The organism is Paenibacillus sp. NPDC057967 (genome assembly GCF_042887015.1).
Lineage (GTDB): Bacteria > Bacillota > Bacilli > Paenibacillales > Paenibacillaceae > Pristimantibacillus.
Genome location: NZ_JBHVQB010000009.1, coordinates 306,968 through 327,474, shown reverse-complemented (window position 1 = coordinate 327,474; position 20,507 = coordinate 306,968). Strand labels below are relative to the sequence as shown.

Genomic DNA, 20,507 nt, shown 5'->3' with positions numbered 1-20,507 from the left:
AAATTGAAGATATCTGTCGAGTAGTCGTATCGTAACTCTACTATACAATACGGAAAGATCAGGAACAACAGATTGTTAGAAAATTGTTAGATTTAATTGTCGAAACGGTTAACCGCTTCATGTAAACCCGCCAGCAGCTGAACCAATTCCTTCTCCAGATGAGCTAGCACAAGTGCCAGCTCCTTCGGCTGATCCCCCCGCTTGATCGCTTCGCTGGTCTCATGCGCAGCGTCTCCAAGCTCGGGAGCGGACAAATAGCCGGCCGCCCCCTTCAGCGTGTGAAGCATGCGAAGGGCCGTCTGCCTCTCGGACTGCTTGAGCATCATGCGCAGCTGATCCATGAATGAATCATAGTCAAGGCGGAACTGCTCGATCATATGGAATAGAATTTGCTGCTTCCCGTTCACACGCTCAAGAGCGCTATCCACATCCATGCCGGCAATCGGGGCAAGCATGTTGTTCCCTGGCGTGCTGCCCCGGCTTATTCCCGCATAGTTGCTGCCCCCATCTCTTGACACATCAGGGGCCTTGGGCAGCGAAGCCGCCTGCTCCAGCCAATATTTCATTATCTCTCGCAGACGATCACCGGATAGCGGCTTGGTCATCACTTCATTCATTCCCAGGCGAATATAACGGTCATGATCCTTCTTCACTGCATTAGCCGTTACCGCAATAATCGGAATATGCTTGTACCGCTCCTGGCTTCGAATAATGCGGACAGCTTCCGTGCCGTCCATGACCGGCATATGAATATCCATCATAATGATGTCCCATGAGCCAGCTTCCAGAAGGCGCAGCACTTCCTCTCCCGTCTCAGCAAGACCGACCTCGTAGCCGTTCTCCTTGATCAGCTCAATCGCCACCAATTGATTTATTTTGTTATCCTCCGCCAGCAATACCCGCTGCGCGTTCGACTTACTATGAACACGGGGCTGATGGACATGCTCTTCTCGCATCGTATAGTGGCGAATGGCCAGTCTGTTTCTGAGTGCTTCATTCAACGATCTGACAATCGCCTCTCTTGTGACCGGCTTGGTCAGAATAGCAACGGGGCGCTCCTCTTCCTTCAATTGCTGCAGCTCGTCCCGGCCATACGTTGTCGTCAGCGCGATAATCGGCACGCCTGCCTCCTCCGCTTCACTGCAGAATGAGCGCCATGTCTCGATTCCATACATATCCGGCATCTCCATATCCATCAGCAGCAGATCAGGCAGCACGCCCTCCCCGACACGGCGAAGCCGTTCACGGGCATTCTGCCAGCTGTTGTAAGGGATTGCCGACCACCCAAGCGACTCAAACAGATAGGTCCAATGATCGCGCATTTTGGAATCGTCCTCGACAATCCATACCGTCCCTTCCGGCACAGGCGCGGCCGCTATCTCCTCCAATTCAAGGCGATAAGGCTTGACCTGGAACGACAACGCGAAGGCGAACCGGCTGCCCACGCCTTCCTTGCTGCTGACATGAAGCTCGCCGCCCATCATCTCTACGAGGCTTTTGGATATGACAAGACCAAGTCCCGTGCCTCCATACTTCCGAGTCGTTGAGCTATCCGCCTGCGTGAATGGCTTGAACAGCTTGTCCATGACGCTTTTGCTCATCCCAATTCCAGTGTCCGCAATGAGGAACCGAAGCTTGACCATCTCCGCGTGCTGCTCCACAATATCCAGCTCCAGCTTCACAAGGCCCTTCTCTGTGAATTTGATCGCATTGACGCATAGATTAAGCAGCACCTGCTCCAGACGGAGCGAATCACCGATTAAGGTCTGCGGCAGCTCGTCCGGCGTCTTAATCATGAATTCGAACTGCTCTTTGCCGCCAAGAAATACGCTGAGCCCGTTCGCCAGTCGGTGAAGCAGCTCTTCCGGCTGAAATGGAAGCCGCTCCATCTCGATCTTGTCCGCTTCGATTTTGGAGAAGTCGAGAACATCGCTAATCATGCGATGCAGCGTCTCCGAAGACATGCTCATCTTGTCCAAATAATCCTTCTGCACGATCGACAATTCCGTCTTCCGCAGTAGCTGTGTCAACCCAATAATGCCGTTCAGAGGCGTCCGAATCTCATGGCTCATCAAAGCAAGGAAGCGGCTCTTGGCTTGATTGGCTTCTTCTGCCTCAAGCGTAGCGCGTACAAGCTCTTCCTGAACAAGCTTCTGCTCGGATATGTCGCGGGCAATACAGGAGAAGAAGAGCTCACCCGTAGACGCATCCACATGGGTCACGACGACCATAGAGACGAACAGCGGATCGCCGTTGCTCTTCCGCAATTGTGTGTTGCTTTCCCAGTAGCCGTATTCTCTTGCAAGCTCCGCACCTTGAAGAATCTGCTCGTACATGCGAGGATCGACATGGTCCTTGACCGTGGAGGCCTCCCTCTCCTCTCCTGGCAGTCCAAGCATCTCCTTGCCTGCCCGGTTCATGTAGATGAGCTCCCCCTTCATATCGACGGAAGCAATCAAGTCCTTGGCAGACTCCACAATATCCAATAACCGGTTACGCGCTTTCTCCACTTGCTTCCGGTCCGAGATATCGCGCACCATGCCGACCACGCCAGAGAACTTGCCGTTCCGGTCCCGAAGGCCGTTCGAGCTGTGCAGGATCGGGATCCGGTGCCCATCCTTATGGATAAACGTCCACTCTCGCTCATACGAGAACCTGTCGTCGCGCAGCTCCCGGAACACTTCCAGGCCGGGCTGCACATATCTGCCCAGCTTCTCCGTCAGGCGTTCGGCCTCCGCTGTAATCTCCTCATTGTCCATAAATAGCAGCGGTGTCGCATGACCCGCCAGCTCCTGAGTGGTATATCCCAGCATCTCTTCAGCAGTCTTGTTCAAGTAAGCAATCTTGTACTCATTATCCATGACGATGAATCCATATTGATTCTGATTAATGATCGCATTCAAACGGTCGAACATATCTTGCAGATGCTCCATCATGCCATTCACGGAATGGGCAAGCTTGCCAATCTCATCATACTGCGATGTATCCAAATGCTCGGCCTGGAATTCCCCCGCTGCCGCTTGCTTCGTGACAGACAATATCCGCTCCAGGCGCTTAATAATCTGATTGAAATAGAGATAGAAGGACAGCGCGATAAAAACCTCCGCGACCGCTATCGTCGAGACGATACGCCAGAAGATCGGCGTCAGCATCTCCTTCATATGAAAGTACGGCTCTTGCAGGGCAATCCGCCAAGGCGTACCCGTCACCTTGGCATAGAACACGACATAAGCCTCTCCATCTACATGAATATTGACCCTGCCATCATTGTGGCTCAGAATCTCATGGGCAACTTCGCTTAAGGTAGAATCCGAACGCAGCGACGACATGCGTGCAACGCCTGGCGCAGAGCCGTAGATAATTTCTCCTTCGTCATTGTAGAAGCGTACGGGAGCATTTTCATCCGCAAAATCAAAAAAACGGTTAAATGCCGTAAACGGAATCGACGCATAAATAATGCCTTCAATCTGGGTTCCCACTCCGTAAACGGGCACAGCAATAAAGGTTTGCTCCACGACGGAGAAGCCCGGCTTGTAAGGATCGGTAATCGTAATCGCGCCATTGATGGCCGGCTCGAAGAACGGCTCTCCCTTTAAATCGCGAGACGCTCCGTCACTGCGATAGGCGATCCCGTCTTGACCAATGAATCCGATCGCATGGTAGGTAAATCCGCTGCGAACCAGTTCCCGTTGAAAATAATTCAGCCGCTCTTCGTTCGTACCGTAACGTACAGCGGAAGTGCGGCTCATGACAAGCACCTCGGCCCGGCGAATATCCATCCAGGCAGCAATATTGCTGGCTTGGCTGGATAGCTTGCTGCTGATCTTCTCCATCTCCGAACGCATCATCGCGTCCTTGGCTGTGGAATAATTGCCCCATCCGGCAAGCAGGAGCGGGATAAACGATATGAGTACGATTAGAATTAATCCCTTTGTTCTAAGCGACATATTCGACATCGCTTATCCCCCCTTACGGCCTGACCTGTCTAATAACGGAGCGTATTCTATTCCTCCTTGGAGAGAATGCTTTCGATCCGGCTTAATTCTTCTTCGCTAAACGCTAGATTGCCAAGGGCCGCCACATTGTCATCGATCTGCTCCACGCGGCTTGCGCCGATCAAAGCGGACGTCACTCTGCCGCCTCGAAGCACCCATGCCAGAGACAAGCCAGCCAGCGTCTGCCCTCTCTCTTGCGCCAGCTCATTCAGCGCTTTCACTTTATTCAGCTTGCCTTCCGTTATTTGCTCCGACTTCAAGAAGATGCTTGGTCCGCCTGCGCGGGAGTCGGCAGGGATGCCGTTCAAGTACCGGTTCGTCAGCAGTCCGCCGGCTAGCGGCGAGAATACGATGGAGCCGATGCCTTGCTCATCCAGCACATCCTGTAAGCCGCCCTCGATCCAGCGGTTGAACATGGAGTAGGAAGGCTGGTGAATCAGACATGGCGTGCCCAGCTCCTTCAGAATGCGTGAAGCCTCGGCAGTTTGCTCTGCGCTGTAATTAGAGATGCCGACATACAAGGCCTTACCTTGGCGCACCGCATGATCAAGCGCCCCCATCGTCTCCTCAAGCGGTGTGTCCGGGTCCGGACGGTGGGAATAGAAGATATCGACATAATCCAGCTTCATCCGCTTCAGGCTTTGATCCAGACTGGACAGCATATATTTGCGGGAGCCCCACTCTCCGTAAGGTCCGGGCCACATCCCATAACCCGCTTTTGTGGAAATAATCAGCTCATCACGGTATGGCGCGAGGTCATGCTGAAGGATAGCGCCGAACGCTTCTTCCGCCGAGCCCGGCGGAGGTCCGTAGTTATTAGCCAGATCGAAATGGGTAATGCCGAGGTCGAACGCTCGGCGCGCCATCGCCCTGCTGTTCTCGTAGCGGTCGTTGCCGCCGAAGTTATGCCAAAGTCCGAGCGAGATAGCGGGCAGCTTCAATCCGCTTCTGCCTGCCCGATTGTATGTCATGGAATTATAACGTGCATGGTCTGCTGTATAGCTCATACCCAAATACCTCCCATTTTTAGGTGCATACTCTTTCATTCTAAATTATTTATCGGTAAATACACACTACCTGGCCAGTCTTTGTTCCAGCTTAAAGTTCGGACTATTCAGCAGCGTCTCCCGGAAAAAGGTCTCCTGCTCCGTCGTTAGCCGTTGCCAGGCATAGATACAGCGAGGGTCAAAGTGTCTTCCGCTCTCCTGCAGCAGAATCTCCATGGCTTCTTCATGCGTCATCGCCTGACGATAGGAACGGGATGACGTCAGAGCATCGTAGACGTCCGCTACCGCCGTTATTCGGGCGACAAGCGGAATCTCCTCGCCCGACAGACGGTCCGGATAGCCGCTGCCGTTCCACTTCTCGTGGTGGGAGCGGATGACCGCCAACTCTTCCACCATAAAGCCAAGACGCTTGCAGACATTGTAGCCAGAGAGCGGGTGGGATTCAATAATGGATCGTTCTTCTTCGGACAGCTTGCCTGGTTTGTTCAAGATGCCGTCGGGTATGTATAGCTTGCCGATATCATGGACGATGCCGCCCTGCGCAATCGCGCGAAGCTGCGAGGAGGACAGCCCCATCTCCTCTCCCAGCTTCAGCGCATACAAAGCAACACGATAATTATGCCCCGCTGTATACGAATCCTTAGATTCTGTCGCCATGACCAGCTCTCTGACGCTTGGAGAAATATATGTATGAATCCAGTCTTGGGGATTGGCGCGAAACAGCATTTTGATCGCGGCCGTAATGGAGCCGGTATTCAAATGCTCTCTGACGATGCCGACGACCATAACAATGACCGAAGCTAGCAACAGGAAGTGATACAGCCACCAGCTCGCCATCCACGCTTCCCCGGTCACCATAATGATTTGCGCGCTGAACATCCAGCCCGTACTATAGACGATCGCAAGCTGTAGCGGGAATCGGGACGCCAGATAGGTTTGCAGATTCCGATAGATGGTCCATGTGTTCATGAGCAAGATCAAAGCGGTTGTCACCCACTTGCTGACATCCCCCTTCAAATGAAGAAAATGGACAATATCGGGGTTGAACCATAAATATAAGCTGGACAGCAGCAAGATGGAGGACCACACCGGAAGCAGCCACTTCTGACGCATGGAGAGCCAGCGAACGAGCTTGTGATCGGCCGATACGGAGCACATCCATAGCCAGAACGCAGATAACAACACACTGAGCTGGGCAACATTGCCCGAGATAGAGGAATGATGGATTAGAAATCCCGGCGTCGACAGTCCGTGAAGAATGAACATAGCCGCCAAGGATACATAGGATAAGGACAGGAAGCTAACCTTTATATTCCGGATACGGATCGCTACGATACCAATTGCGCTCGCGACGGCCAGCGCCAGAACGGAGACCAGACTGACAATATAGAAGTGGCCGTGCGGCGTATGAATATTCATATCGTAAGGCGACAACTGATACAGAAAATAACCGGCGAGCGGCAGCAGTATGAATACCGCAAGCCTGGCTAATACGCGAGTGTCTCTTCTCAAAGGCTATCCTCCTCCAACCATTGTCAATAACTTAAGCGCTCAATCCATCCAGCCAAGCGTCCACTTCCTCACGGGGCATTGGCTTCTTGAAATAGTAGCCTTGCATGATGGAACATCCGGCCTGGCGCAGGAACTGGAGCTGGCGCTCGGTCTCTACGCCCTCGGCCACAAGCTCGATATTAAGCTGCTGGGCCAGCGTTATGATCGTATTGACAATTGCTCTCTTGGAAGGTGATTCAAAATCTTGCATATACAGCTTATCGATTTTCAGTGTCTGGAACGGGATTCGGTCAATAGAACCTAAAAAAGAATAGCCCGAACCGAAGTTGTCCATGGATACGCGCACGCCGGCCTCTTGAAGCGGTACGAGCTGCTCCGTCGCTTCGGTGGCATGATACATAACGGTCGACTCCGTAATCTCCAGCTCTAGCAGCTCCGGGTTTAAGCCGGAATGGATCAGCGCTTCATTGACCATTTCCTGAAGACTGCGAGTTTCGAATACATTCGCCGACAAGTTGACAGATACGCCTAACGTGCTGCTGCCCTTGCCATTCCAAGCCTGACAGTCCTTACACGCCTGATCCAGCACCCATCTCGTGATCGGAATAATCAATCCGGTCTCCTCGGCAATCGGAATAAATTCATCCGGCGCAATCGCGCCAAGCTGAGGATGCTTCCATCTAAGCAGCGCTTCAAATCCAATCGGCTTATTCATTGCGGCATTCCACTTCGGCTGATAGAAAGTCGACAGCTCGCCAAGCATAAGCGCTGTTCGAAGCCCCTTCTCGATCTCCATCCGTCTGGCCAGCTTGCGGTCCAATTCTTCATTATATGCACAGTACTGGTTCTTCCCTTGGCTCTTGGCATAATACATAGCTGTATCCGCCGCCTTAAGCAGCTCCGTCCGGCTCTGCCCGTGCTGCGGCGCAAAGCTGATGCCGATGCTGCTGGTCACATAGAGCTCGTTGCCCTCCAGCCAGAATGGACGTCTTAGCTCCTCCAGAATCAGCTCGGCCAGCGACTCTGCAGACAGCTGCTTCAAATCCGTGGTTACGAGCAAAAACTCATCCCCGCCCAGCCTGAAGATTCGCCGCTGCTTGTTGACGAACTGGTTAATCCGGTTTCCGACCTCCTTGACAAGAAGGTCGCCTACATCGTGGCCTAACGTATCATTAACAAGCTTGAATTGATCCAAATCGATAAAAAGAACAGCATACTCCTGATTGCCGCGCAGCGTCTCATCAAATTCATGATTCATCGCATGGCGATTCGGCAGTCCCGTCAACGGGTCGCTGTAGGCCATGCGTTTCAAGACAAGCCTCTCCCAATAGAGGGCCGTCCAAGTCACAAGCACAACAAGAATCATCACGCTCGATACAGCAATCAGCAGCGACATATCAATGCCTGCTCCTCTTAGCTGATCAAGCGCTTCGGGTGTGGAGCACCAGAACATGGCCGCTTCCATGCCGGTGTAATGCATGCCTGTGACGGCCAAACCCATCAGCAGCGCCGCCCCAAGCTTAAACCAGCGAGCCTTGCTTTCGTTGCGGAAGCGGGTCAGCAGGTAAAGCGCAGCGTATGAGGCGATGACCGCAATTACGGCGGAGATGATCCACAACGTTTCATTATAGGTAATCCTCAGAATCGAGGACTCCATCGATGCCATGCCTGTATAATGCATCGTGACGATGCCCGATCCCATTAACAGGCTTCCGACGACAAGCTTCACCCGTGTTACCTGCTTAGCCATAGTTACGTAAAAAGCCAGCAGAGAGGCCAATATACTTGCTAATATAGATATCACGGTTGTTAGCCCGTTATAATTCACTTCAACCCCCAAGTGAAAGGCCATCATTCCGACAAAATGCATCGTCCATATGCCGCAGCCCATTACAAATCCGGAGATGATTAACCACCCAAGTTTGGACTTGCCGTTCGAATGCGATATTTTATAGGAAAGATTAAGTGCGGAATAAGAAGTGAACAACGCGATAACAAGCGACAGCAACACGATCCAGCTGTCGTAGCTCCCCAGTAATCTGATCAATATATCCCTCCGTGTCAACGCTTGTTACACGTTCTTTTTTTCGTCTACCTATACAATTAATACGATTCGACATGCAATGCAAGCTTTTTTATTTTAGATTAAGGTTTTTTTGTTCATGATTTGATATAGTAGGTGAAGAATTGCAATTTGAAGGGAGTTTATGGAATGAATAACAAGGAATCGCAGTCGAACGATACACCTATAGACAACGAAACTGCGAAGGAAGAAAACAAGGCTCAAGAGAACGAAACGAACGGCGAGTCACAGGAGAACGTTGTCGAAGCGGACAAGCCTGAAGAGACAAGCGACTCCGACCGCGCAGCAGCCGAGACAGCGGTTGCGGCGGCGGCTCCTTATTCCGCTGCAGCAGGCGCATCGCCTCGCCTGGAAGCAGCTGCTCCTGCGAAGAAAGGCGCAACGGGCTGGATCGTATTGTCCGCTGTGCTTGCAATCGCCTTAATCGTCGTTTTGATTAAACCTCCCTTTGGCGGCGGAGGCAATGAGACTGTTGCTACCGTTAACGGCGCTAACATTACGCAGCAGGAACTGTATGACCTGCTCGTGAAAGTAAACGGCGAGCCTGCGCTCGACAACCTGATTCTGGAGAAGCTGGTGAAGCAAGAGGCTGATGCGGCCAGCGTGAAATTTACAGAACAGGACATTACAGACGAAATTAATGTAATCAAGATCGACTTCCCTTCGGAAGACGACTTCAATAATGTATTGCTGCAAAACAATCTGACTCTGGATGATCTGCGCGAGGATATGCGCCTGAGCGCCATGATCCGCAAAGTGCTGGAGCCTAAAACAACGGTAACTGACGAAGATGTGAAAGCTTACTTTGACGCCAATCTGGCCAAGTTCGGCGAGCATGGCGAGCAGGTTCGCGCTTCCCATATCCTTGTAGAAACCAAGGAAGAGGCTGACGCGATTCTGGCCGAGCTCAAAGGCGGCGCTGACTTTGCTGAGACAGCCAAAGCCAAGTCCGGCGACGGCTCGGCGGCAAATGGCGGCGATCTGGGCTTCTTCACCAAAGAAGACATGGTTGAGCCATTCTCGAAGGCTGCCTTCGCCCTCGAAGCGGGAGCAATCAGCGATGTTGTGCAAAGTGAATTTGGCTACCACATCATTAAGAAAACCGACTACAGAGAAGCTGCGAAAGCAAACTTTGATGAGAAAAAAGATCTGATTCGCACGAAACTGGTTATTGATGAGGTTCGTACGCTGTCCAGCGCTTGGATTACTGAAATCCGCGCGAAAGCGAAAATTACGAACAACCTGAAGCCGGAAGCGACCACGCCTGCGGGCGGAGCTGCTAATGCTGGAGCTGAAGGCGGCGCGGCTAAGGAATAGTCCGTCACCTGGTGAAGGGAAATTTCGAACAATGCTTTGCAGCGTAATCTCAAACTGAGGCTGCGGCATCGCACATCATGTTATTCCAGGGCCTGGCACCGGGCAGCTGTACAAGCTGCCTCGTGCCGGGCCCTTTACTCATGCGCCGAATTAAGGCACAATAGTAGACATCATGATTTCACTTTTGGAGGTAGCAGCGTGAGTACATTTGAAGTAAGCCACTATCAAGATACGTATACGATCTATGAGTTGAAGGAAAATTCCACGTCATCGCGCGTGCTCGTATGCCCGGAACGCGGCGGCATCGTGATCGGCTGCCAATTGAACGGCGAAGAGCTCTTCTTTTTGGATAAAGCAACATTTGAGAATCCTGCCTCCAACATCCGCGGCGGCAATCCGATTCTGTTCCCGATCTCCGGATCTCTTCAGGATTCTGCTTATGAGTGGAACGGCGTGACCTACAAGATGGGTCAGCACGGCGTTGCTCGCATCTATCCTTGGGAAGTTGTCGGTACCTCGACGGAAGGCGAAGCTTCCATTACGCTGCGTCTTCGCGCGAGCGAGGCTACTCTTGCCGCTTACCCATTCCAATTTGAGCTGATCTTCACCTATGCGCTGGTCAACGGCGAGCTCCATACCCGACAGCAATACCGCAACATTGGCGAAGGCGAAGCCATGCCTTTGTACCCCGGCTTCCACCCATACTTTGCGATCGAAGGCAGCAAAGACATTCCGTACAAAACGGACGCTCCGCGCTATGTCGATCTGACGACCAGCGAAGAGGCTGATTATACCGGACGCGCCAACATGGATGACTTCATCGACTCCATCTGCCTGTTCGGCGCAAAAGAACCCAGCATCTCCTTCCCTATTCGCGAAGGCGTAACCGTCAACCTGCGATATGACGACCTGTTCAAGTATGTGGTCATCTGGTCGGTGAAGGAGCGCCCATTCGTGTGCGTCGAGCCTTGGATGGGACTGCCGAACGAAATGAACAACCGCAAGGAGCTGCTCTATGTGAAGCCAGGCGACGAGCTGCGCGCCGACCTCGTCATCGGCTGCGAGACGAAGTAAGCCTGTATAAGATGAAGAGGCCTCCCCTGCCAACGGCTCGGGAGGCCTCTTCTGTTGCCGCTCTAAGCAGCCGGATATGCGACGCACTAAGTCGATTGCTCACGGGCTTGCGTGCGGGCGCAGCACCTCTAAGCCGAGTTTCTCGGCTTAGAGCGCGATTTACGCGCGGGCGGCGCCTGTAAGCCGAGTTTCTCGGCTTAGAGCACGGGTTTACGCGCGGGCGACGCTTGCAAGCCTAGTTTCTCGGCTTAGAGCGCGGAATTTCGCGCGGGCGACGCTTGCAAGCCTAGTTTCTCGGCTTAGAGCGCGGAATTTCGCACGGGCGGCGCCTGCAAGCCGAGTTTCTCGGCTTAGAGCACAAGTTTGCGCACGGGCGGCGCCTGCAAGCCGAGTTTCTCGGCTTAGCGCGCGGCAAGGCGCTCCAACCGCGATGCTATTTAGTAGCCTTCGCCTTGGCCGCCGGTTACGATTGCGACGCTGGAGCTTGCGCCGATGCGAGTTGCGCCGGAGTTAAACATCAGCAGAGCAGTCTCCAGATCGCGAACGCCGCCGGATGCTTTGACGCCAATATTCGGTCCTACTGTGCGGCGCATGAGCGCGATATCTTCCGCAGTAGCTCCACCTTTGCCGAAGCCTGTGGACGTTTTGACGAAGTCGGCGCCTGCCGCAACACACAGCTCGCATGCCTTCACTTTTTCCTCATCCGTAAGCAGTCCCGTCTCCAAAATCACCTTAAGCGCAGCCCTCCCTTTGCAGGCAGCTACGACGCCTTCGACATCACGCTGAACGCTTTCGTAATCTCTGGATTTCAACAGGCCGATGTTCAGCACCATATCGATCTCCGTCGCGCCGTCGTTAATGGCCTGCGTGGCCTCGAATGCTTTGGACGCCGTAGTAGTCGCACCAAGGGGGAATCCGACAACTGTCGTAATGCCGACGCCCGAACCCTTCAGCTCTTCCGCCACAAGCGGGACCCAGCCCGCATTCACGCAGACCGTCGCAAAATGTTGCTCCCTTGCTTCCTTGCAGATCGCGATAATATCTGACTTCGTCGCATCCGCCTTTAATATGGTATGATCAATCATCGCTGCTACTTCCGCCGATGACCAGCTTGTCTTTTGTTCCACTGTTCTTCCTCCATTCCTTTGATTCCAGGGTGTCTGTCTCGTACTATTATACGAAGCTTTTCCGCAAACAACAACAGAGGCACCTCGTCCCTCCCCGGCAATCGCAATCGGAAAACTGCTGCAGGAAGCTGAGGTTTACTTTGCCCCTTCTCTAGGCTATTATGAGGGTGCCTCACATTCCCAGATTTGCCGCAACCGGTCTCCGGTAATCGGCAATATACAAAGGAGATTTTACATATGGACAATATGCTCGTCAAAATAAAAGAAGCGGCAGCCTATATCGAGAGCAAGCTGCCATCCACACCGCAGCTCGGCATGATTCTCGGCTCCGGCCTTGGCGTTATGGCTGACGAAGTAGAGAATGCCACCGTCATTCCTTACGGCGAGATTCCTCACTTCCCGGTCTCAACCGTAGAAGGACACTCAGGAGAGCTGGTTATTGGTGAGCTGGAAGGAAAAACCGTGCTGGTGATGAAAGGCCGCTTCCATTACTACGAAGGCTACAGCATGAAAGAAGTTGTCTTCCCTGTGTATGTGATGAAGCAGCTAGGCATCGGTACGCTGCTGGTAACGAATGCAGCAGGCGGCATGAACCGCGCATTCTCGGCAGGCGATCTGATGCTGATTACCGATCATATCAATAATACCGGTGACAATCCGCTTATTGGAGCCAACATTCCCGAGCTTGGCCCTCGCTTCCCGGATATGTCGAGCGCCTATAACAAAGAGCTTCGTGCCGTAGTCGCGGAGCAAGCCGAGTCGCTTGGCGTCAAGCTTCAGCAAGGCGTATATGTAAGCATTACCGGCCCAACTTATTGCACGCCTGCAGAGCTAACGATGATGGCCCGTTGGGGTGCTGATGCAGTCGGCATGTCCACAGCGCCTGAAGTCATTGCGGCGAATTATTGCGGCATTCGCGTAGCGGGTATCACTTGTATTACCGACATGGCGATCGGAGACGAGCTGGAGCCGCTGACGCATGAACAAGTGGTCAAAGTAGCCAATGAGACGCGTCCGAAGTTTATCTCGCTTGTCAAAGCATCTGTGCGCACTTTTCAGATTTAATTCTGTTGAATTGGGCGTTTAAAAGGTTGCTATAGACGATTTCTATCAGGCAAGTATACTCATCAAATGAGTACCTACAGGCCCGCGATTTATTTTTTCAATTCCATACCAACAGAATGAATGCGCCGCAAACACATTGCGGCGCTTTTACATTTAGCATAATCCGAAAGTATTCTTCCCCCTCCGCTTGAGTCCTTTGAATAAGAACCTCATCGTTTTACAAAACCTTTGATTTGTCGATACAGGATATCCAAACTTCGCCGCCGAATAACTCCCTGTTCCAATATTCACACTATACAAATAGGCGATGGAGGGATGATCTGCTCATGAGGAAATCATGGAATTGGCTGCTTTCCACTGTGTTGAGCCTGGCTTTGGTGCTGGGGCTTGCAAGCGGAGTGGCGGCAGAGGGCAATACGGAGCAAGGCGTCAAGCATCTGACCATTTTACACACGAACGACATGCACGCACGGTCAATTGAAAACGGAGCCGAGATGGGTTTTGCCAAAGTAGCCGGTATCTTCGACAGCTACCGCAAAGCCAATCCGAATACGCTTGTCCTTGATGCAGGCGATGCGATTCACGGTACAACGTTCGCTACTCTCGTAGGCGGGCAAAGCGTCGCAGATGTGATGAACCTGATGGGCTACGATGCCATGGCACCGGGCAACCACGAGTTCAACTACGGAACCGACAGACTGCTGGAACTGGCAAAAGGCTTAAAGTTCCCCGTTATTAGCGGCAACGTCAGAGACAAGCAGAATGCTCAAATCTTCAAGCCATATATCATTAAGGAGATTGACGGCATCAAGGTGGGCATCTTCGGTCTCTCCACGCCAGAGACGGCCTACAAGACGCATCCGAAAAACGTCGCAAACATCATGTTCACAGATCCGGTCAAAGAAGCGCAGGCTATCGTCGACGAGCTAAAGGATCAAACGGATCTTATCATTGCGCTGGGGCATCTGGGCATGGACAAATCCAGCGAAGATACAAGCTTCAAGGTCGTCAAGGCTGTAAAAGGGATCGACCTCTTCGTCGATGGCCACAGCCATACTGTGCTGGAGAAAGGACTTCTATCCGACAACGATACGCTTATCGTCAGCACAGGCGAATATTCGCAGCATGTCGGTGTCGTCGATATTTGGATGCAGGATGGAAAAATATCAAAACGTGAAGCGAAGCTGATCCATCAAGAAGCCGCCGCCAATATCACGCCGAATGAAGCTGTTACAGCCAAAGTAGCAGATATTATTAAAACGCAGGAAGTTATATTGGCCGAGAAAGTCGGCAACACCTCCGTAGCTCTCGAAGGTTCCCGCGAGAAAGTACGCGCAAGCGAGACAAACCTTGGCAATCTGATTGCGGATGCCCTGCTGTTCGTCACGAAGGCAGACGTTGCTCTGACCAATGGCGGCGGCATTCGCGCTTCCATCGATCAAGGCGTCATTACAAAGGGAGAAGTCATTACGGTACTTCCGTTCGGCAACCAGATCGTCACGCTCAAGGTAAAAGGCGCTGATCTTAAAGCAGCGCTAGAAAATGGCGTCTCCGATTATCCGAACGCCAAGGGAGCCTTCCCTCAGGTCGGCGGGATGAGCTTCAAGATTGATCCCGCTGCCGCTCCAGGCTCACGCGTACATGATCTGAAGGTCGGCAGCAAAGCAATTGACCTCAAAGCGGAATACACGATCGCTACGAATGACTTTCTTGCGGCAGGCGGAGATGAATACACCATGTTCGGTCAATACCCGCAGGCCGGCATGTACGGCTCGCTGGATGAGGCGCTTATCGCCTATATTCAAGAGTTGGGCTCCGCAAACCCGAAGGTTGAAGGCCGCATTAAGGAATATGCCGCTCCCGGCACTGCAACACCACAACCAGAACCAAAGCCACACCCAGAGCCGAAGCCAGAGCCTAAACCTGAACCGAAACCGGAAGTACAACCTGTCTATATCGTGAAGAAAGGCGACACGTTATGGAGCATTGCGCGCAAGCACGGAACCACATGGCAAGTGCTTCGTGACCTTAACCATTTGAAAAATCCGAACCTGATCTTCCCGGGTCAACAAATCATCTTGCCTGCCAAAGCATAAAGCGAGGCCATACACGGCATAAAGAGAACCAGTCGCTAGCCAGGCTCATGCGACTGGTTCTCTTTTTTCACATACGCCAATCTGCCCCTTACAGGGTCGTCATTCTGCTCGGAAAAGATAATTTAAGCGACAGTGGTTACAACAGCTGCTCCACTATCCCCTGCCGAACTGCGCCGTATGCAAGCGGCTGTAGATGCCTCCTGCGGCAACAAGCTCATCATGGCGGCCTTGCTCGGTAATGCCCTTCTCTGTCACTACGACAATCCGATCCGCATTCTTAATCGTAGCCAGACGATGCGCAATCACAAGCGTCGTACGTCCTTCCGACAATTCCGCAAGCGATTGCTGGATCGCCGCTTCCGTCTCTGTATCCAGCGCTGAAGTCGCTTCGTCCAGGATCAGAATCGGCGGGTTTTTCAGGAACATCCTTGCGATCGCAAGACGCTGCTTCTGGCCGCCGGACAGCTTCACGCCGCGCTCGCCAATGACCGTATCGAGTCCATTAGGCAGCGACGTGATGAACTCCTCCAGCCTTGCCCGTCTTGCCGCCTCCAGAATGTCCCAATCATCAGCGCCCAGCTTGCCATAGGCGATATTCTCCCGAATCGTACCCGAGAACAGGAATACATCCTGCTGCACGATGCCAATTCCTTTGCGCAGCGATTCCAGCTTCATATCGCGAATATCAAGTCCGTCGATGGATATGCTGCCGTTTTCAACCTCATAGAATCTTGGCAGCAAGCTGCAAAGTGTCGTCTTGCCCGCTCCAGACGGACCGACGAAGGCGACGGTCTCCCCTGCCCGAATGGACAGGTCAATGCCCTGCAGCACTTTGGCTTCGCCCTCGTAGCCGAACGTAACGTCCTTGTAGCGAATATTGCCATGCAAACGATCAACCGCGATCGCGTTCGGTGAATCTGCAACATCCGGTGCAGTATCCATCAGCTCCACGTAACGTTTGAAGCCTGCAATGCCTTTCGGATAGCTTTCAATAACGGCATTAATCTTTTCAATTGGCTTGAAGAAAATATTCGTCAGCAAGACGAACGTCATAAAGTCACCGTATGGCATTCCTTTTTTCAAAACGTAATACGCGCCTGCAATCAGTACGAACAGCTGTACCAATCTCATTAACATGTAGGAGACCGAGGCGTTCAAGCCGATAATCTTGTACGCAATCAGCTTCGCCTCGCGGAAGCGCATGTTGTTGCCCTTGAACAGCTTGCCTTCATGCTTCTCATTCGCGAACGCCTGCACGACGCGGATGCCGCCTACCGTATCTTCGACGCGCGCATTGAAGTCGGCCATGTCTGTGAACAGGCGGTTGGACGCCTTGGTCATCCGCTTGTTGAAGTACAGAACCAGCCAAATAATAACCGGTACGATAATGAACGTCATGATCGCCAGCTCCGGCTGAATGAACAGCATAATGCCGAATGCGCCGATCAGCGTCATCGCTGCGATGAACATATCCTCCGGTCCATGATGGGCAACCTCGCCGATCTCGAACAAGTCGTTCGTCAGCCGGGAGAGCAAATGCCCCGTCTTCGTATTGTCGAAGTAACGGAAGGACAGCTTCTGCACATGATCGAACAGCTTGCGCCGCATATCCGTCTCAATGTTAATGCCCAGCATATGCCCCCAGTAGGTGACTACGTAGCTTAAGAGCGTATTGATGATATAAATAACGAGCAGCACGGCGCAACCGGAAACAATAAGCCCCCAGTTCTCGTCAGGAAGCAACGAGTTCACGACATACCCAACCGCAAGCGGGAACACCAGCTCCAGCACAGCGAGTATAACCGCACAGGTAAAATCGAGGAAAAACAGCCGTTTGTACGGCTTATAATACGAGAAAAAACGTCTTAACATTATGAACTCCAATTCTGTCCTTCTTCTGTCAGCGGGACTAAATGATAATGATTTTCACCAGGAAGATCATACCCAATCCCTTTTAGAGTGTCAAGGTAATGAATGGTTTATAACGATTCGTTCTGCATGCGTATAGACCGTAAATTGACGGCCGCGGATAAAGCCAACGCATGTTATGCCCAGATCATGAGCCAGCCGAAGCGCCAGGTCGGTCGGCGCGGACTTGCTAAGCACAATTCCGCAGCCCATTTTAGCCGCCTTCAATACGACCTCCGACGACATCCTGCCGCTGAACACAATTGCCTTATTCGCCGTTCCGATCTGATGCAGCAGACAATGCCCATACAACTTATCCAGCGCATTATGGCGGCCGACATCCGTCATGACGGCAAGCAGTCCATCTCCTTCAGCGAGCGCGGCGTTATGAACGCCCCCTGAGTTATGAAAGTCGCTAGAGCTTTTCTGCAGCTGTTCCATGAATGAGATGCATTGCTCCGGGGTTAACGTCCTCCTGGTCATAATCGTGCGCGCAGTCATCATGTCGTTGTGAAAATAAAACTGGCGGCTCTTCCCGCAGCAGCTTCCGATGAATCGCTTCGACACCTTCTCCCGCGCTACGGACGGCTGGCCTGTCAGCTCCGCGTATACGTATCCGCTATCTTCGTCGATATGCAGACGCTTCACCTGAGCAGCTTCCCGAATCATTCCCTCAGAAGCGAGAAATCCATAGACAAGCTCACGAAGATGGGTCGGTGAACAGACGATCGTCGCAAATTCCTCCCCATCCAGCTTGACCGTAAGCGCATATTCGGTTGCGATCTGATCGTCCAGCGCTTCGAACTGCCCCGTATCGCTGCGGTATTGCATCGCTCCCCATACCGATAGATTGCCTCTCTCCATCTGTCGCACCTCCCCTCAGTCAAGCCGGCGGCTCCATATCCAGCTCGGCAACCGTCTTCTCTGCGTATCGCGTATCCTTGTGCGCATGGTACCGGTCCGCCCGCTCTACTTGAACAGACGCATTATATTCCGGGATGCCAGCGTGAGGCTCGTAGACACCCCGCTTGAACAGCATGTTGCTCTCCGGCCAATATAGCTCGATATTGCCGCTTGCTACGGGAGCCAGCTTCGCACGCCCGTGGAAGAGGCCGTGGCGGTTATGCACGACGATGTCATCGCCGTTCTGCAGATCCAGCCTGTCTGCATCCTCACTGCTGATTAGCACATCATGCCGTGCCGCTGCATTAAAGCTGTCGTGTTCCCCGTAGATCATGGAGTTGAACTGCTTCCCCCTTCTGGTGGTCGCATACATCCGCCCCTCCGAGCGCTGCAAGTCTGGAATCGGAATTGGCAGCAGCTGCCCCTTGCCGTCCAGAGTCGGACAATGGCCCCCTTCGCATAGCCAGGCATTGCCCCACTGGAAGACGTCGCCGCGATTATGAAGCCTCTGGATGCCGTCATAGTTAGGCGCGGCAACCGCGATCTCCCTGCGGATGTCCTCTGCGCTGCGGAAGCGGGCCAGCGCTCCTCTGTCTCCGTTGATGCGTTCGGCCAGCTCGCCGAATATGTCCCACTCCGCGCGTGCCTCGCCAATGCGCGGACCCTCGATCTCCGGCGAAAAGTAGACCATTCGTTCCGTCGAAGTCGACGTCCCTCCGCCGGGCTGTTCGTAGCGAGTCATCGCCGGCAGCACGATAACTTCTTCTGCGGCGTCGGCAAGCGCCGAGCTGTTCAGCACAATGTCCTGATGCACACGCAGCTCGACCGATTCCAGGCAGGCCTGGACATGCTGCGGGTCCGGCATCGTCTCCAGGAAGTTCCCGCCCGATGTGTAGAACAGCCGCAGCTTGCTCTCATGGCCCTCCGGCAGCAATGCGTTCTCCAGCGACACGCCGACGATATCCCCTTGCCACTCCGGCAGGGGAAACTTCCATACCGCTTCGATTCTGGCGCGATCCTCAGCCGCGCTCATCTCTCCTCCCGGCAAGCTGAACGGGTCCGCCCCCATCTCGCCAGAGCCTTGGACGCCGCTATGTCCCCGGATGGGCATCAGCCCGCAATGCTCCCTGCCCAGGAACCCGCGAAGCAAAGCCAGATTGGCAACCTGAGAGATGTTGTCCGTCCCGAAGCGATGCTGCGTCAGCCCCATGCTCCATACGAAGACGCCCGAGCGCGCGCCGGCAAGCAGACGGGCCAGCTCCTCCATGCGGGAGCGCGCAAGCCCGGATGAACGCTCGATATCCGCCCATGCCAAAGCTTCCACATGCGTGCGCAGTGCCTCATAACCGTTCGTATGGCGACCAACGAACTCATGGTCAATCGCGGAACCGCTCGCCGACGCCTCCATCTCGAACCAGCATTTCATGATGCCGTGCATGAATGCAATATCACCGCCGATACTCACCTGATAGAAGTCATCCGCAAGCTTGGTCCCGAACAAAGCCGACTCTGCAATAGATGGAATCCAATATCCGTCCATTGCCGGCTCGCGATAAGGGTTAATGACGATGATCTTCGTACCCTTGCGTTTGGCGGCGTACATATATTTTGTCGACACCGGCTGGTTGTTCGCCGCTACGCTGCCCCAGAACAGCAGTACGTCAGTCCCGATCCAGTCCTTGTAGCTGCAAGTGGATGCGCCGACGCCAATCGAACGCTTCATGGCAGTCTTGGACGGTGAGTGGCAGATGCGCGATGCATTGTCGATATGATTCGTGCCGATCGCCCTGGCAGCCTTAGCCGCCGCATAATAGGTCTCATTCGTAATGCCTCTTCCGGTCAAATAAAACGCGATTCCCTTCGGATCAATCGCCTGTGCCTTGTCCGCAATTCGCGACAGCGCCTCATCCCAGCTCAATCGGCTGAAGCGGGTTTCGCCTCTGCGCCGGATCAACGGATAAGGCAGCCTGCCGAGCTGCCGGAGCTCCGCGCTGCTCAGCTGCCGCAGCTCTCCAATATCGGCATGCAGCCAGCGCTCCTTCATGGCCGGCATCGTATTGAGGCGAAGCACATTGAGGCGCGTCGTGCAGACATGCGGCCCTTCCAGCGTCTGATCATACAACCCGGATACACCAAGCGCACAACCATCGCATACTCCTTGCGTCAAGATTCGATAAGCGTAAGGCAGATTATTGCGGTTATCCCATACCGTCTTGAACGTATCGCGAATATGATGCGGCTTTACAAGGCCAAGCCCGAAGGGCCGCTTGCTCACCCACAACCGGGAGTCCCAGCTCTTCGGCAGCTTGATCCGCCCGGTATGCTTTGTGTTGCCCATGCTCATTCCCCTCCCAATCCCAATCTATCAAGCAGCGATCGAAAAAAGACCGCTTTCGCAATGATCCCAAGTGTTCCCACTC

Annotated in this window: 12 protein-coding genes; 4 read left to right on the top strand and 8 right to left on the bottom strand. The window is 53.4% G+C overall.

Features of this window, described 5'->3' with window-relative positions; translation table 11 throughout:
• Nucleotides 1-92 precede the first annotated feature (92 nt).
• From ACFVSO_RS23565 to ACFVSO_RS23550, 4 genes are all read right to left on the bottom strand, one after another.
• Nucleotides 93-3,956, bottom strand: coding sequence for a response regulator (locus tag ACFVSO_RS23565; RefSeq protein WP_387478304.1), 3,864 nt, complete (start codon nucleotides 3,954-3,956; stop codon nucleotides 93-95).
• 47 nt (nucleotides 3,957-4,003) lie between these two features.
• Nucleotides 4,004-5,002: an L-glyceraldehyde 3-phosphate reductase gene (mgrA, locus tag ACFVSO_RS23560; RefSeq protein WP_387478302.1), complete on the bottom strand. Its 999-nt coding sequence runs from the start codon at nucleotides 5,000-5,002 to the stop codon at nucleotides 4,004-4,006.
• 66 nt (nucleotides 5,003-5,068) lie between these two features.
• Nucleotides 5,069-6,514, bottom strand: a complete 1,446-nt coding sequence (locus tag ACFVSO_RS23555; RefSeq protein ID WP_387478300.1) for an HD-GYP domain-containing protein — start codon at nucleotides 6,512-6,514, stop codon at nucleotides 5,069-5,071.
• 31 nt (nucleotides 6,515-6,545) lie between these two features.
• Nucleotides 6,546-8,561, bottom strand: coding sequence for a putative bifunctional diguanylate cyclase/phosphodiesterase (locus ACFVSO_RS23550; protein ID WP_387478298.1), 2,016 nt, complete (start codon nucleotides 8,559-8,561; stop codon nucleotides 6,546-6,548).
• A gap of 165 nt (nucleotides 8,562-8,726) precedes the next feature.
• On the opposite strand from ACFVSO_RS23550, the gene ACFVSO_RS23545 reads away from it, so the two are divergent.
• A complete protein-coding gene (locus ACFVSO_RS23545; protein WP_387478296.1) occupies nucleotides 8,727-9,914 on the top strand; it encodes a foldase protein PrsA in 1,188 nt (395 codons plus the stop codon).
• 198 nt (nucleotides 9,915-10,112) lie between these two features.
• Nucleotides 10,113-10,988, top strand: a complete 876-nt coding sequence (locus tag ACFVSO_RS23540; protein WP_387478294.1) for an aldose epimerase family protein — start codon at nucleotides 10,113-10,115, stop codon at nucleotides 10,986-10,988.
• A 437-nt stretch (nucleotides 10,989-11,425) separates the two neighbouring features.
• Here the strand turns inward: ACFVSO_RS23540 and deoC are convergent, their stop codons facing one another.
• On the bottom strand, nucleotides 11,426-12,073 hold the full coding sequence (gene deoC / locus ACFVSO_RS23535) for a deoxyribose-phosphate aldolase (RefSeq protein WP_387478429.1): 648 nt from the start codon (nucleotides 12,071-12,073) through the stop codon (nucleotides 11,426-11,428).
• A 279-nt stretch (nucleotides 12,074-12,352) separates the two neighbouring features.
• Between deoC and ACFVSO_RS23530 the strand changes: the two genes are divergently transcribed.
• Both ACFVSO_RS23530 and ACFVSO_RS23525 read left to right on the top strand, forming a co-directional pair.
• Nucleotides 12,353-13,180: a purine-nucleoside phosphorylase gene (locus ACFVSO_RS23530; RefSeq protein ID WP_387478292.1), complete on the top strand. Its 828-nt coding sequence runs from the start codon at nucleotides 12,353-12,355 to the stop codon at nucleotides 13,178-13,180.
• A gap of 326 nt (nucleotides 13,181-13,506) precedes the next feature.
• A complete protein-coding gene (locus ACFVSO_RS23525) occupies nucleotides 13,507-15,276 on the top strand; it encodes a 5'-nucleotidase C-terminal domain-containing protein (RefSeq protein ID WP_387478290.1) in 1,770 nt (589 codons plus the stop codon).
• Nucleotides 15,277-15,429: 153 nt separating this feature from the next.
• Here ACFVSO_RS23525 and ACFVSO_RS23520 read toward each other — a convergent pair whose 3' ends face one another.
• The 3 genes from ACFVSO_RS23520 to ACFVSO_RS23510 form a co-directional block, all read right to left on the bottom strand.
• A complete protein-coding gene (locus tag ACFVSO_RS23520) occupies nucleotides 15,430-17,148 on the bottom strand; it encodes an ABC transporter ATP-binding protein (protein WP_387478287.1) in 1,719 nt (572 codons plus the stop codon).
• 90 nt (nucleotides 17,149-17,238) lie between these two features.
• On the bottom strand, nucleotides 17,239-18,048 hold the full coding sequence (gene fdhD, locus ACFVSO_RS23515) for a formate dehydrogenase accessory sulfurtransferase FdhD (protein WP_387478284.1): 810 nt from the start codon (nucleotides 18,046-18,048) through the stop codon (nucleotides 17,239-17,241).
• 19 nt (nucleotides 18,049-18,067) lie between these two features.
• Nucleotides 18,068-20,425, bottom strand: coding sequence for an FdhF/YdeP family oxidoreductase (locus tag ACFVSO_RS23510; protein WP_387478281.1), 2,358 nt, complete (start codon nucleotides 20,423-20,425; stop codon nucleotides 18,068-18,070).
• Between the last annotated feature and the right edge of the window lie 82 nt (nucleotides 20,426-20,507).

Coding starts and splice junctions, on each gene's coding strand:
- fdhD (WP_387478284.1), bottom strand. CDS start 18,048: ATGGAGAGAGGCAATCTATCGGTATGGGGAGCGATGCAATACCGCAGC.
- deoC (WP_387478429.1), bottom strand. CDS start 12,073: ATGATTGATCATACCATATTAAAGGCGGATGCGACGAAGTCAGATATT.
- ACFVSO_RS23510 (WP_387478281.1), bottom strand. CDS start 20,425: ATGGGCAACACAAAGCATACCGGGCGGATCAAGCTGCCGAAGAGCTGG.
- ACFVSO_RS23520 (WP_387478287.1), bottom strand. CDS start 17,148: ATGTTAAGACGTTTTTTCTCGTATTATAAGCCGTACAAACGGCTGTTT.
- ACFVSO_RS23545 (WP_387478296.1), top strand. CDS start 8,727: ATGAATAACAAGGAATCGCAGTCGAACGATACACCTATAGACAACGAA.
- ACFVSO_RS23530 (WP_387478292.1), top strand. CDS start 12,353: ATGGACAATATGCTCGTCAAAATAAAAGAAGCGGCAGCCTATATCGAG.
- ACFVSO_RS23525 (WP_387478290.1), top strand. CDS start 13,507: ATGAGGAAATCATGGAATTGGCTGCTTTCCACTGTGTTGAGCCTGGCT.
- ACFVSO_RS23565 (WP_387478304.1), bottom strand. CDS start 3,956: ATGTCGAATATGTCGCTTAGAACAAAGGGATTAATTCTAATCGTACTC.
- mgrA (WP_387478302.1), bottom strand. CDS start 5,002: ATGAGCTATACAGCAGACCATGCACGTTATAATTCCATGACATACAAT.